Here is a 13,642-nt window from a genome sequence, read left to right as displayed (position 1 = left end):
GCTGCGCCAGCGGCAGGCTTGCATTGGGGCAGGGCTGGCGGAAGCCGATAGGGTCGGTGGAGCTGCTGCAAACATCCCTGTTGACTCGGCCCTTGGGGCAGGCCCGATAAGAAAGGCGGTCAACAGCAACAAGGTGATTCATGAGCTCTTCCGCCCAGTTCCTGAACGCTTCCGAGGCCGCCGGCCGGCTCGGGGTTTCGGCCAAAGCCCTGCGGCTGTATGAGCAGCACGGCCTGATCGCTCCGATCCGCACCGCGGCCGGATGGCGGGCCTACGGTCCCGTCGAGATGGGCCGAGCCGCCGAGATCGCGGCGCTGCGCGCGCTTGGTTTCAGCTTGGCTCAGGTAGCGCGGGTCTTGAAAGGCGATCCTCAGGGCATGGAGCCGGCCTTGGCCGCGCACCAGGCAGTACTCGAAGACCGGCTACGCCAGCTTGTCGGCATCATAGAGAAGATCGCCGGCCTACGGGATGATCTCGCTCGAGGCGAGGCGCCCACAGCCAGGGAACTGGCGCGCCTGATGGCGCCAGACGCGACGCTCAGCGTCGCTTTCGACCTTCCCTGGCCTTGGGGCGGCGAGCGCTTCGAGTTGCGACATGTCGGGCCACTGAACTACATCGTCGGTCCGCTGGGCAGCGGCAAGACCCGGCTGGCGCAGCGCCTGGCCGAGACCCTGCCCGACGCTGCCTTCCTTGGCTTGGAGCGGCTGGCGAATGGCTGTGCGGCGGCTCTGGCTCGCGTCGATGCCGACCCAGCTCTCAGGTCGCGGGTTGATCGGACGCTGGGCTGGCTCGTTGAGGACGGCGCCACCGTGTCGGACGCACTGATCGCCCTGCTCGCTGGATTGGAAGCCGAAGGTCCTGCTATCCTGGTCATCGACATGATCGAGCGGGGACTGGACCAGGCCTCCCAAGAGGCTCTGATTGCCCATCTGCGCCGCCGTGGGCCCGGTGGTCGATCGCTTTTTCTGCTCACACGCTCCTGCGCGATACTGGACCTGGCGGCTGTCGGCAGCGACGAAGCGATCATCCTCTGCCCCGCCAATCACAGCCCGCCAACCCATGTCGCCCCATATCCCGGCACGCCCGGCTACGAGGCCGTCGCCACCTGCCTGGCCACCCCCGAGGTGCGGGCTCGAACGGATGGCGTCATCGCGTGGCGACCCGAGGTCGCGTGAGATGCACCAGGACAAATGACGCAGCAACGCCCGGACCGCTTGTCACTCTGATCCAAATGTCGTGAAATCGAAGTTTGGGCTGTCTCGGTTCTATTCGAGTATCGTGACGAGCGATGAAGATGACTGTCGAAAAGGGTTGCACATGGATGCCACCGGATTGAAGGCCATGCAGGCCCCGCTCAAGGAGGCCTATCGCGACGACGCGTCGAGCGCGCTGGTCACGCTCAGGGCCAGAGGCTCGATCGACGACCAATCGATCGCCTGCAAGGTGGAGACGGGCCGGGCGCTGGCCGTTGCCGGTCTCCATCCAGCTACCGGCGGTTCGGGGCTCGAACTGTGTTCGGGCGACATGCTGCTGGAGGCGCTGGTCGCCTGCGCCGGCGTAACGCTGAAGGCGGTGGCAACGGCGCTGGAATTCAAGCTCGGCACTGCGACGGTGGAGGCCGAAGGTGATCTCGATTTTCGCGGCACTTTAGGTGTAGCAAGAGATGCGCCGGTCGGCTTCCGCGCCATCCGGCTGAATTTCAACCTCGACAGCGATGAGCCCCAAGAACGCATCGATGCGCTGCTCAAACTGACCGAACGCTACTGCGTGGTATTCCAGACCATCAACGCCAGGCCGGAACTGACGGTGAGCGCGCGCCGCTGAAGCACACGCGGCCAGTTACTCGCTTTCGCCCTCGTCAGCGAAGGGCGAGGCGCTCGGCACGCATTGCACCGACCAGCCGGCAGGGGTTGGCTGCTTCTGATATTCAGCGACTGCGGAAGTGCATTGTTCGCGGGTGTCGAACGTGCTGGGCAGCACCACCATGCCGCCTTGCGGTCCGGCAATCACCAGATACCAGACCAACGCTACGCTCGAAGCCGCCATGGGAATTCCTCGTTTGTTGTGGGATTCGGCCGATCCTATCAATTCCGGGCGATAGACGAAAGCACGGCTGGGCGCGGTGGTTCGCCACGGCGCCGCCGCGTGAGCCCCACGTTTGTTTGAACAGCTCAGTTCGCGGCAAAGCAGTAGAACAGACCGTCGCCACCAGTGCTCTTCAGCGCTTCCTGACTGCAGCCGCCGCGTGAAGCGTGCGAGGAATTCCACGATTTGGCGGCGGCCGAATCGTCGAGACCGGCGCGATCGTGATGGCCCGTCATTGCCGCACCTTCTGCTCGGCTCAGCGTCCAGTCGCCGCAGGTCTGGTCGGCGATCTTTGTGCCGTCGGGCTTGGAGCCGGTCAGCACGTCGTGCCGGTTGGGCTTGTCGCCGCGGCCGTTGACCATTTCGCCTTTTTCGTCGAGCGCCGTCTGCTTGGTGATGGCGTTGGCATCGCTATGCAACGAAGCGACATCGTCGGCGATCTTGACGCCCTTGGCGTTGAACCACGGTCCCTTGCCGATGCGATCACGCGCATCGGTGTCGCTGGTCGAGAGATAGGCGCGCCATGTCTTGCCGGTAACGCCGGCGGCTTCAGCCAGCGACCCGCAATGCGCATCGGCGCCAGCCAGGCCGCCGAGATCGGCGCCCTTGCCCGAGCCGACGCTGGTGACGAAGAAACTCATTGTCGTATCCTGTGAGGATGCGACGCCAACGGCTGCAAGCGATGCGGCGGCGGTGACGAGAAGCAGTCTGCGCATGGTGTTCCTCCGTTTGCGAATATTTGCATTCCAACAACGTCGGTGGCGGCGCAATTCTTCCGCCAAAATGCGCGATGCGCCTACTCCGGCTGCCGGTAGGCGACAAAGCGGTTGTGCTTCGCCTGGAAGATCAGCCCGGTTTCCTTCAGATGCGGGCTGGCCAGCGGTACGATGCGCTTGGCGATCTCCTGGGGATGCGGCAGCGTGTCCGGATCCTCGCCGGGCACCGCCTGCGCCCGCATGGCGGTGCGGGTGGCGCCCGGATCGGCGGCATTGACCCTGAGGGCCAAGTTTTCCGTCTCACGCGCCCAGGAACGCATCATGGTCTCGACCGCCGCCTTCGACGCCGCATAGGGCGCCCAGAACGCCCGCGCCGAATGGGCCGCGTTGGAGGAAAGCACGATAGCGCGGCCGGCATCGGAGAGCCTGAGCAGCGGATCGACCGAGCGGATGAGCCGCCATGTCGAGGTGACGTTGATGGTCATCACCTTTTCGAAAGTCTTGGCCTCGACATGGCCGATTGGCGAGATGACGCCGAGCACCGCCGCATTGGCGACGAGGACATCGAGCTTGCCCCAGCGCTCGTGGATGGCGCCGCCCAGCCGGTCGATGCCGGCCATGTCGGCGAGGTCGAGCGGCACAAGTGTGGCTTGTCCTCCGGCCGCCTTGATCTGGTCGTCGAGTTCTTCCAGCCCACCGACGGTACGCGCAACCGCGATGACATGCGCTCCGGCAGCGGCAAGCTCCAGGGCGATGAAGTAGCCGATGCCGCGCGAGGCGCCGGTGACGACCGCAACACGGCCGGAGAGGTCGAGGGCAGGGGTCACCGGGCAGCTCCGAAGGTTAGCGCTCTATGATCTCAGGCGGGACGGAGGGGACGCGATACAGCAATCGCGATGAAATTTGCAAACCGGCGAAATTCGCGGGTTGCAGCAAGACCCCTACGACCCGCCCGCCGCCAAGAGCGACAGCGTGCGCACATTGTCCGATCCCTCGAAGTCGGCAAGCCGGGTCGGATATTGCCCGGTGAAGCAGGCGTCGCAGAATTGCGGCTGCTCACTGTCGCGGCCAGCCTCGCCGACGGCGCGGTACAGCCCGTCGATACTGAGGAAACCGAGCGAATCGACGCGGATGAACTCGGCCATCTCTTCCACCGACATGCGCGATGCCAAGAGCTTCGACTTCTCTGGCGTATCGACGCCGTAGAAGCAGGAGGCGCGCGTCGGCGGCGAGGCGATGCGCATATGCACTTCCTTGGCGCCGGCATCGCGCACCATCTGCACGATCTTCTGGCTGGTGGTGCCGCGCACGATCGAATCGTCGACCAGCACCACGCGCTTGCCTTCGATCATGCGGCGGTTGGCGTTATGCTTGAGCTTTACGCCCATGTGGCGGATCGAATCGCCAGGCTGGATGAAGGTTCGGCCGACATAGTGATTGCGGATGATGCCGAGTTCAAACGGAATGCCCGCTGCTTGCGAAAAGCCGATCGCCGCCGGAGTGCCGCTGTCCGGCACCGGCACGACGATATCGGCCTCGACCGGGCTTTCCAGCGCCAGCTCGGCGCCGATGCGCTTGCGCACCTCGTAGACATTGCGGCCTTCGACCGAGGAATCGGGACGCGCGAAATAGACATATTCGAAGATACAGAAGCGGGTCTTCTGCGGCTCGAAAGGAAACAGGCTCTCAATGCCCTTGCTGGTGACGACGACCATCTCACCGGGCTTCAGGTCGCGCACGAAACGCGCGCCGATAATGTCGAGAGCGCAGGTTTCGGAAGCCAGAATCCAGGCGCCGTCGAGATCGCCGAGCACCAGCGGGCGGATGCCGAGCGGATCGCGGCAGCCGATCATTTTCTTTGCCGTCATCGCCACCAGTGAGAAGGCGCCCTCGACCTGGCGCACCGCATCGATGAAGCGCGAGTTGAGATCGCGTTCCCTGCTGGTGGCGACCAGATGCAGCAGCGTCTCGGTGTCGGAAGTCGACGAGAAGATCGCGCCTTGTTTCTGCAGCGCGCGCTGCACGGTCATGGCGTTGGTGAGGTTGCCGTTGTGGGCGACGGCGAAGCCGCCATCGGCGAGCTCGGCGAAAAACGGCTGGATGTTGCGCTGGCCGGCGCCGCCCGTAGTGGCGTAGCGCGTGTGGCCGATGGCGCGATTGCCTTGCAGGCTGTCGATGACGCGCTGCTTGGTAAAGGTGTCGCCGATCAGGCCGACATGATGTTCGACATGGAACTGGCTGCCGTCATAAGAAACGATGCCGGCCGCTTCCTGGCCACGATGCTGCAACGCATGCAGGCCAAGCGTGACAATAGCTGCGGCATCCTGCCGGCCGAAAATACCGAACACACCGCATTCATCATGGAAATGATCGTCGGCTTCGGCGGAAAGCACGTCGTCTGCGTCTGCCATCTTCAGCTCCGCTAAAGTCGCTATATAGTGTGATGACTGCTTGAGAGCAACGTAGAGTTTGCGGCTTTCACATGATCGTCAGTTTGCCGGCGCCGGATTGGCCGGTGCATTGTCGGCCGGTGGCGCGTCGGTTCCGCTGTTGTCGGGTGCCGGAGCACCGTCGCCGGTTGCCGGCGCGTCCGCCGCGGGTGCGTCGGCCGCCGGGGGCGTCTCGGCGCCGGTCTCGGGTACCGGCTGGCCAGGATTGAGCCTGTTGAGGATCGCGTTTTCCGGATCCTCGGGCAGCAGGCTTTCGAGCTTGGCTCCGACCGATTCGAGCAGCGGCCGCGACTTGGCGTTGGCGATCCAGCCGGGAGCCTTGGCGCCGGCCAGCCAGTTGAAGAACAGCAGCGCCACCGCGACGACCAGAATGCCGCGCGCTGCGCCATAGAGAAAACCGAGTGTGCGGTCGAGCGCACCAATCCTGGAATCGATGATCCAGTCGGCCAGCTTCATGGTGATGACGGAAACCACGATCAGTGCGATGATGAAGACGATGCCGGCGGCGGCCACCATGGCGATCTTCTCATTATCGACATAGGGCTGAACATAAGGCAGGACCGGTTTGTAGAGGAAGAACGCCGCCGCCGCCGCCGCTATCCAGGAGATGATGGAGAGGACCTCGCGCGAAAAGCCGCGAACCATGGCGAGCATCGCCGAGACTAAGGTGAAGCCGACGAGAATTCCGTCAAGCAGCGTAATCGGCATGTCTTTTGCCCCACTTCATGAGCCGCATCACTCTTGCTCGTCGGCACGGCTGCGCCGTGAGCCGGCTATGCGCGCCACGAGATCGGCAAGCTCGGTGGGCTGGAAAGCGCCGGCCCCTATCCCCCCGGCAAGTTCCTCGCTGCCCAAGGGCAGAACCGCGCTTCCAAAACCCAGCTTTTCGGCTTCCTTTAGGCGCTGCTGCGCGTGCGCAACCGGCCTCACGGCGCCCGAAAGGCTGATTTCGCCGAAATAGACGCAATCGGCCGGAAGGGCAAGACCGGTGAGCGATGAAACCAGTGCGGCCGCTACCGCCAGATCGGCGGCCGGCTCCGAGATGCGGTAGCCGCCGGCAACGTTGAGATAGACGTCGTGGGTACCAAAGCGCACCCCGCAATGGGCTTCGAGAACGGCGAGGATCATCGACAGCCGGGCGCCGTCCCAGCCGACGACGGCGCGGCGAGGCGTGCCAAGCGACGACGGCGCGACCAGCGCCTGGATTTCGACCAGCACCGGACGGGTGCCTTCCATGCCGGCGAAAACCGCCGCGCCCGGCGCTTTCGCATGGCGTTCGCCGAGAAAAAGCTCGGACGGGTTGGCGACCTCGCGCAGGCCCATATCAGACATTTCGAAGACGCCGATCTCGTCGGTCGGTCCGAAGCGGTTCTTGACCGTGCGCAGGATGCGGTAGTGGTGACCGCCTTCGCCTTCGAAATAGAGCACGGCGTCGACCATATGCTCGACGACGCGCGGCCCGGCGATTTGGCCTTCCTTGGTGACGTGGCCGACGAGCACGATCGCCGCCCCTGTGGATTTCGCATAGCGGATCATCGCCTGGGCGGCGGCGCGCACCTGGGTGACGGTGCCGGGCGCCGAATCGGCCATGTCGGTCCACAAGGTCTGGATCGAATCGAGGATCACCAGGTCCGGCCGCCTGCCGTCTGCAATAGTGGCCAGAATGTCCTCGACATTGGTTTCGGCGGCAAGCTCCACCGGAGTGTCGGCGACGCCGAGCCGTTGCGCGCGCAGCCTGATCTGGGCGACCGCCTCCTCGCCCGAGACATAGACGATGCGGTGGCCCTTTGCCGCGAGTGCGGCGGCGGCCTGAGTCAACAGCGTCGACTTGCCGATGCCGGGGTCGCCGCCGACCAGCAGGGCCGAGCCGCGCACGAAGCCGCCGCCGGTGGCGCGGTCGAGTTCGCCGATGCCGGAGACGATGCGCGGCGCATCCTCGATGTCGCCGGACAAAGTCGTGAGCACCACGGCGCGGCCCTTGCGTGCGTTGCGCGTGTTGGCCGGACCCGAGCCGATGCCGCCGGACGTGCCTTCCTCGACCAGCGTATTCCACTCGCCACAAGCATCGCATTTGCCGGCCCAGCGCTGATGCACCGAACCGCAATTTTGGCAGATGAACTGGACGCGGGATTTGGCCATCAGGCTGATGCCGTTTGATGTTTGGCCGGGGTAAACGGCAGGCAGGCCGGCGAGATGAGGCGGAGTGAGACCTGTATCAAGAGGTCACTCAAACCTGTCCGGCAGATGATGCTCCTCGGCGAGGTCGGAGAAGCGGGTGAATTCGCCCTGGAAGGCAAGGCTGACAGTGCCGGTCGGCCCGTGGCGCTGCTTGGCAATGATCACTTCGGCCTTGCCTTGAACCTCGGCCATCTTGGCTTCCCAGACGAGGTGCTCTGGCGTGCCTTTCTCAGGCTCCTTGTTTTTTATGTAATATTCCTCGCGGTAGACGAACAGCACCACGTCGGCGTCCTGCTCGATCGAACCCGATTCGCGCAAGTCGGACAGCTGAGGGTGCTTGTCGTCGCGGCTTTCGACCTGACGCGAGAGCTGGGAAAGCGCGATGATCGGCACGGACAGTTCCTTGCCAAGTGCCTTCAACCCGGTGGTGATCTCGGTGATTTCCTGGACACGATTCTGCGACGCTTTGGCGGACGAGCCCTGCATGAGCTGGATGTAGTCGATGACCATTAAATCCAGCCCGCGCTGGCGCTTGAGGCGACGAGCGCGAGCCGCAAGCTGGGCAATCGATATACCGCCTGTCTGGTCGATATACAGCGGACGCTTGTGGTTCTCCTGGGTGTACGCGACAAGCTTTCCGAAATCGGCTTCGGTCAAGTCGCCACGCCTGATCTTCGACGATGGAATTTCTGTCTGCTCGGAGATGATGCGGGTGGCCAACTGCTCCGACGACATTTCGAGCGAGAAGAAGCCGACCACACCGCCATTGGCCGCCCTGACGGAGCCGTCGGCCTGCTGTGCAGGTTCATAGGCGGCAGCGATGTTATAGGCGATGTTGGTGGCCAGCGACGTCTTGCCCATGCCTGGGCGGCCGGCGATGATGATCAAATCCGATGGCTGCAAGCCGCCCATGCGGTTATCGAGATCGCGCAGGCCGGTGGCGATTCCCGACAGATGGCCGTCGCGCATATAGGCGGCACTGGCCATGTCGACGGCATTCTTCAACGCATCGGAAAAACTCTCAAAACCACCATCGTAGCGGCCGTTTTCAGCCAGTTCGAACAGGCGCCGCTCGGCGTCCTCGATCTGTTCGCCCGGCGACATGTCGACCGGCGCGTCATAAGCGATGTTGACCATGTCTTCGCCGACGGTGATCAGTGCGCGTCGCGTGGCGAGATCGTAGATGGCGCGGCCATAGTCGGCGGCGTTGACGACGGTGACCGCCTCGACGGCCAGCCGCACGACATATTGCGCAACCGTCATGTCGCCGACCTTCTCGTCCGCGGGCAGGAAGGTCTTCAGCGTGATCGGCGTCGCCACCTTGCCCATGCGAATGAGCTCGGCGGCGACCTCAAATATTTTTCTGTGCAAAGGCTCGTAGAAATGGCCTGACTTGAGGAAGTCGGAGACGCGGTAGAAGGCGTCGTTGTTGACCAGGATGGCGCCAAGCAGCGCCTGCTCGGCTTCGATGTTGTTCGGCGCCTCGCGATAGAGCGGTGTTTCCGCCACGCCGAATTTTCGCGCTGCTTCTGCCATGATGTCCCCGATTTCGATCCCGGCCTCTCGATAACAGAACGAGGAAAAGCCGGTGCTGACTTATATGCATCACTCGCGCTCAAACAGCGTTGATGCCCGCTGTTCACAGGAACGGCAAACCGTCCACAGGACAGAATTCCCGGGCTCTGATTCCATTTGACACGGCAAGGTTGCGATTCTACGCAACGCGTTGAACAAAGCAAGAACAAAATCGAAGGGGAGGAAGCTGCATCAGGAATCGACGCGAGATTAGATTGTGTCCCCCCAGTCCAGTCGCCGCGCCACCTTGAACATCTCGCCGTCGCGCTTGGTGAACAGTTTTTCGCCGGCGCGGCCGTCCTTTTCGCAAAGTTTCAGCAAAACCTTGCCGGAACCTGATTTCGGTGGGGCGATCACCCGTGCCTGCGGCGGGGCAACAGCCTGGCGGGACGCGGCGACATAGATGAATTTTTCGTCCTCCCAAGGCACCTCGGCATCCTTGGCCAGCCGGTGCAGGCGCGAACGCGCGACACGGCGCGAAAAATGGCACCAGTCTGGCGCCGCTAGCGGGCAGGGCGCCTCATGCGGGCAAGGCGCAAGCACATGCGCGCCTGCCTCGATCAGGTGCCGGCGCACTGCAAGGATGCGCTGCCATCCGGCCGGCGTGCCCGGCTCGACGACCAGCAGCGTGTCGTCGGTCAGATGCCAGAGCCGGTCGATGAGTTTTGGCAGTGACGCCGGAGCGATCTCGTCCAGCACGTAGGCGCAGGTGACCAGATCGGCCGGCTTGAGATCGGCAAGGTCGACCGTGACATCGCCGGTCAGCCAGGCAATCCTGGCCGTCATCGCCTCAGCGGCAAGAACCTCGCCGATCCGGCGCACTGCGGCGCTCGCCTCGATCAGCACCGCCTGCTCGAGGTCGGGCCAGAGATCGAGCGCGGCCCAAATCACCGTACCAGGGCCGGCGCCGACGTCGAGCAGGGTTTTCGGCGCATAATCGGGCCTTGCCTCACTGACCGCATCCAGACTGGCACGGACGGCGGCGTAGGTCGCCGGCAGCCGCGTTGCCAGATAGGCCTTGACCGCGATCTCCTCGGCCATATGCAGCCGGCCGTCGCGCAGCTCGGCGCGGTAGCGGTCCGACAGCGTTCTTGCTGCTTGTTTCAGCGCCGGCAGCGGCACTTTCTCGAGGAGGCGCTCGACGCCCTGTCGAAGCGGGATAGGCAGTTCCATGGCTCATGCCCCCCGAGGCGCGAGCAGGATGACCGACGCACCAACGATGCAGATCGCTGCACCGGCGAGGTCCCAGCGGTCGGGGCGCACGCCTTCCACCAGCCACAGCCATCCGAGCGAGGCGGCGATGTAAATGCCGCCATAAGCGGCATAGGCGCGGCCTGCCACACCGATGTCGACCAGCGCCAGCAGGAAACCGAACAGGGCGAGCGAGGCCAAGCCTGGCGCTAGCCACAGCGGAGATTTTTCCAGCCGCCACCACGCCCAGACCGAAAAGCAGCCGGCGATCTCGGCAAGGGCAGCAACGATGTAGATGAGGTAGGTCATGAAAAAGGTCTCGCGGCGACGGCGAGACCTTTTTCAGCGTGCGGGCCAGCGATGGCAAGCGGGCAATGGCGAAATCGCCGGAAGTCTATTCCGTATCCGCCACCTTGCGGCGTCGCGCGGGCTTGGCGGCAGGGGTTTTGGGGCGATGCCCCATGTCGCGCATCTCCAGCGCCTTCTCGCATTTGGCCATGTAGTCGCGCGTCATCGGCAAGGTATCGTTCTTCTTGGCAATCTGGATCTGGAAGATCACCAGGTCCTGCCAGCGGAAGGCGGCTTCAGAGGCCGCCAGGTAGAATTCCCACATGCGGCAGAAACGCTCGTCGTAAATCGCCTTGGCCTTGTCGCGATTGGCAGCGAAGCGCTCGCCCCAATGCTTAAGCGTGTCGGCATAATGCAGCCGCAGGATTTCGATGTCGGTGACGACGAGGCCCGACTTCTCGATCGCCGGCATCACCTCCGATAGCGCAGGGATGTAGCCACCCGGGAAGATATACTTGCGGATGAAGGCGCTGGTTGCCCACGGCACCCCGGAGCGGCCGATCGTGTGCAGCAGCATGACGCCGTCCGGCTTCAAGAGCGTCGCCGATTTGTCGAAGAAGGTGCGGAAGTGGTTGACGCCGACATGCTCGAACATGCCGACCGAGACGATCCGGTCGAAGCGCTCGTTGAGCTCGCGATAATCCCTCAATTCGAAATGCACGCGGTTTTCCAGACCTTGCGCATGGGCCCGGTCGGTGGCGACGCCATGCTGCTCGGTCGACAACGTCACGCCTTGCACGTCCACGTCGAAGGACTTGGCGAGATAGAGACCGAGCCCGCCCCAGCCGGAACCGATGTCGAGCACGGTTTGGCCGGCCTTCAGCCTGAGCTTGGCGGCAATGTGGCGCTTCTTGGCGGCCTGCGCCTCATCGAGCGTCATATCCGGCTGCTCGAAATAGGCGCAGGAATACTGCATGTCCTCGTCGAGGAAGAGCCTGTACAGGTCGCCCGACAGATCGTAGTGGCGCTGCACGTTGCGGCGCGCGCGCGCCGCCGTGTTGATCTGCTGCAGACGGCGGAAGGCGTGACGCAGGCCCTCGATCGCCTTCGACCAGGTGGCGTCGATGCCGCCGCTGCCCATGTTCTGGAAAGCGATGCGCATGACCCCCAGCACGCCGCCCTCGAGTATGTCGAGTTCGCCGTCCATATAGGCTTCCGGCACCGCCAGCATCGGATCGAAGGTAATGGCGCGCTCGGCATGCGCGGTCTTGATGTGCATGTGCACTGGCTCGCCGCTGCCGTCGCCGAAAATGACCGAGAAGCCCTTCGGTCCGGTTACTTTGAGATTTCCGGTGCGCACCAGCCGGTCGAGAACGCGTTTCAACAGAATATTCATGACCAATTGTCCCCTCTCGGTCAGACAAGCTGTCCTATTCTGCATCAACATATAGGGTTTCGAAAAGTTCCTGTTGGCACAAAAATGCCCGGGCGAGGCGCCCGGGCATTGGTCCAGAAATGACTGGAAGCCGACGAAATTGTTTAGGCGCCGCGCCGACGCCCTATGAGGTGCAATCAGCCGTTGTCTTCGCCGCCTTCGAACTCGGCATTGGGGTCGAAGAAATTATCCGGGCGCGCATTGTCGTTGATGTCTTCGCCATAGATGGCTTCGGCGGTGGTCAGCGTCTCGCCCTTGGCCTGGCGCTCGGCTTCATCGGCCGTGCGGGCGATGTTAAGCGTGATGGTGACCTCAACTTCCGGATGCAGCGCGATCGCCACGTTGGTGAGGCCGATGGTCTTGATCGGCTGGTTAAGCAGGATCTGATTGCGGTTGACCGAGAAGCCTTCCGCGGTCAGCAGCTCGGCGATGTCGCGGGTCGATACCGAGCCGTAGAGCTGGCCGGTTTCGCCTGCCGAACGCACGGCGATGAAGCTCTTGCCGTCGAGCTTTTCCGAAATCTGCATGGCCTCGGACTTGCGTTCGAGGTTACGGGCTTCGAGTTGGGCGCGCTGGCCTTCGAACTTCTTTTTGTTGGCTTCGTTGGCGCGTAGCGCCTTGCCCTGCGGCAGCAGGAAGTTGCGAGCGAACCCATCCTTGACCTTGACGGTATCGCCCATCTGGCCGAGGCGGGATACGCGCTCGAGAAGAATGACGTCCATGGTTTTGTTCCTTCGTTTGGGCGCCAAATCACTGGCATCGACGCCGAATTGTCTGGAACAGGTCAGGAAGCTGAGGGCGTCGCCGCCTATGTCGCTGTCCTGCCTGTCGCGGCAGTTAGAGGTCTTCACCTCAACCCGGGATTTGATGGCAACCCTGCGGCGCCCGTCGCCGTGGGAAAAACGGGCGGCGAACCGCCCGCAGAAGAGTGTTAGCGAACCACGTAGGGCAGCAGGCCGAGGAAGCGGGCGCGCTTGATCGCCTTGGCGAGTTCGCGCTGCTTCTTCTGGCTGACGGCGGTGATGCGCGACGGCACGATCTTGCCGCGCTCGGAAATGTAGCGCTGCAGAAGACGTACGTCCTTGTAGTCGATCTTGGGCGCGTTTGCACCGGAGAACGGGCAGGTCTTGCGGCGGCGGTGGAACGGGCGCCGGGTCGGGATCTGATTGATGTCGACCATTATTCTGCACTCCCTTCAACGCCTTCGCGCGGACGGCGCGGACCACGGTCTGCACCAGTGTCGCCACCGAAGCTGCGCGGCGGACGATCGCCACGGTCGCCGCGATCGCGGTCGCCGAACGAGCGCGGGCCACGGTCACGGTCGCCGAAGCCACCGCGTTCCGAGCGCTCTTCGCGCTTTTGCATCATCGCCGACGGGCCTTCCTCATGCGCATCGACCTTGATGGTGAGGAAACGCAGCACATCCTCAGACAGGCCCATCTGGCGCTCCATCTCGTTGAGCGCAGCCGGCGGGCAGGTGATGTCCATCAGCGTGTAGTATGCCTTCCGGTTCTTGTTGACCCGGTAGGTGAGGGACTTCAGTCCCCAGTTCTCGACCCGGCCGACGGACCCGCCATTCGCTGAGATGACACCCTTGTACTGTTCGACAAGCGCATCGACCTGCTGCTGCGAGAGGTCCTGCCGGGCAAGAAACACATGTTCGTAAAGAGCCATATTGTTCTCAAGCCTTTCTTCGTTTCTCTCCCGGTTCCCGGCGGCAAAAG

General features: G+C 63.5%; 15 protein-coding genes. 2 read left to right on the top strand and 13 right to left on the bottom strand.

The genetic code is table 11. The features are described 5' to 3' along the window. Positions 1 to 140 precede the first annotated feature (140 nt). Positions 141 to 1,175 carry a MerR family transcriptional regulator gene (locus ABID19_RS31520; RefSeq protein WP_354494552.1) on the top strand — a complete coding sequence of 345 codons (1,035 nt, stop codon included), beginning with the start codon at positions 141 to 143 and terminating at the stop codon, positions 1,173 to 1,175. A 142-nt stretch (positions 1,176 to 1,317) separates the two neighbouring features. Then, positions 1,318 to 1,824 carry an OsmC family protein gene (locus ABID19_RS31515; RefSeq protein WP_352928906.1) on the top strand — a complete coding sequence of 169 codons (507 nt, stop codon included), beginning with the start codon at positions 1,318 to 1,320 and terminating at the stop codon, positions 1,822 to 1,824. A gap of 15 nt (positions 1,825 to 1,839) precedes the next feature. On the opposite strand, the gene ABID19_RS31510 is transcribed toward ABID19_RS31515, so the two are convergent. The 13 genes from ABID19_RS31510 to rpsF form a co-directional block, all read right to left on the bottom strand. Further along, entirely contained in the window at positions 1,840 to 2,046 is a 207-nt protein-coding gene (locus ABID19_RS31510; protein WP_354494550.1) for a hypothetical protein, read from the bottom strand. Between the two features lie 125 nt (positions 2,047 to 2,171). Then, complete coding sequence (locus ABID19_RS31505; protein WP_354494549.1) at positions 2,172 to 2,801, bottom strand: hypothetical protein; 630 nt, start codon at positions 2,799 to 2,801, stop codon at positions 2,172 to 2,174. 80 nt (positions 2,802 to 2,881) lie between these two features. Continuing rightward, positions 2,882 to 3,628, bottom strand: a complete 747-nt coding sequence (locus ABID19_RS31500; protein ID WP_354494547.1) for an SDR family NAD(P)-dependent oxidoreductase — start codon at positions 3,626 to 3,628, stop codon at positions 2,882 to 2,884. Between the two features lie 114 nt (positions 3,629 to 3,742). Next, positions 3,743 to 5,212, bottom strand: a complete 1,470-nt coding sequence (purF, locus tag ABID19_RS31495; protein ID WP_352928898.1) for an amidophosphoribosyltransferase — start codon at positions 5,210 to 5,212, stop codon at positions 3,743 to 3,745. A gap of 78 nt (positions 5,213 to 5,290) precedes the next feature. Next, entirely contained in the window at positions 5,291 to 5,959 is a 669-nt protein-coding gene (locus tag ABID19_RS31490; RefSeq protein ID WP_354494545.1) for a CvpA family protein, read from the bottom strand. A gap of 27 nt (positions 5,960 to 5,986) precedes the next feature. Next, positions 5,987 to 7,390: a DNA repair protein RadA gene (gene radA, locus ABID19_RS31485; RefSeq protein ID WP_354494543.1), complete on the bottom strand. Its 1,404-nt coding sequence runs from the start codon at positions 7,388 to 7,390 to the stop codon at positions 5,987 to 5,989. A gap of 84 nt (positions 7,391 to 7,474) precedes the next feature. Beyond that, entirely contained in the window at positions 7,475 to 8,965 is a 1,491-nt protein-coding gene (locus ABID19_RS31480; RefSeq protein ID WP_354494541.1) for a replicative DNA helicase, read from the bottom strand. 249 nt (positions 8,966 to 9,214) lie between these two features. Continuing rightward, positions 9,215 to 10,177, bottom strand: a complete 963-nt coding sequence (locus ABID19_RS31475; protein WP_354494539.1) for a small ribosomal subunit Rsm22 family protein — start codon at positions 10,175 to 10,177, stop codon at positions 9,215 to 9,217. 3 nt (positions 10,178 to 10,180) lie between these two features. Further along, positions 10,181 to 10,504 carry a YnfA family protein gene (locus ABID19_RS31470; RefSeq protein WP_354494537.1) on the bottom strand — a complete coding sequence of 108 codons (324 nt, stop codon included), beginning with the start codon at positions 10,502 to 10,504 and terminating at the stop codon, positions 10,181 to 10,183. A gap of 85 nt (positions 10,505 to 10,589) precedes the next feature. Continuing rightward, positions 10,590 to 11,879, bottom strand: coding sequence for a cyclopropane-fatty-acyl-phospholipid synthase family protein (locus ABID19_RS31465; protein ID WP_354494535.1), 1,290 nt, complete (start codon positions 11,877 to 11,879; stop codon positions 10,590 to 10,592). A 176-nt stretch (positions 11,880 to 12,055) separates the two neighbouring features. Continuing rightward, on the bottom strand, positions 12,056 to 12,640 hold the full coding sequence (gene rplI / locus ABID19_RS31460) for a 50S ribosomal protein L9 (RefSeq protein ID WP_095496637.1): 585 nt from the start codon (positions 12,638 to 12,640) through the stop codon (positions 12,056 to 12,058). Between the two features lie 209 nt (positions 12,641 to 12,849). Continuing rightward, positions 12,850 to 13,098: a 30S ribosomal protein S18 gene (rpsR, locus tag ABID19_RS31455; RefSeq protein ID WP_006203718.1), complete on the bottom strand. Its 249-nt coding sequence runs from the start codon at positions 13,096 to 13,098 to the stop codon at positions 12,850 to 12,852. Continuing rightward, positions 13,098 to 13,592: a 30S ribosomal protein S6 gene (gene rpsF / locus ABID19_RS31450; RefSeq protein ID WP_354494533.1), complete on the bottom strand. Its 495-nt coding sequence runs from the start codon at positions 13,590 to 13,592 to the stop codon at positions 13,098 to 13,100. The genes rpsR and rpsF overlap by 1 nt, the downstream gene beginning before the upstream one ends. Between the last annotated feature and the right edge of the window lie 50 nt (positions 13,593 to 13,642).

It is taken from the genome of Mesorhizobium robiniae (assembly GCF_040545535.1).
In the GTDB taxonomy this organism is placed as follows: Bacteria; Pseudomonadota; Alphaproteobacteria; order Rhizobiales; family Rhizobiaceae; genus Mesorhizobium; species Mesorhizobium robiniae.
Note: the sequence above shows the minus strand (reverse complement) of the source record. Positions and strands in the feature narration are given on the sequence as shown.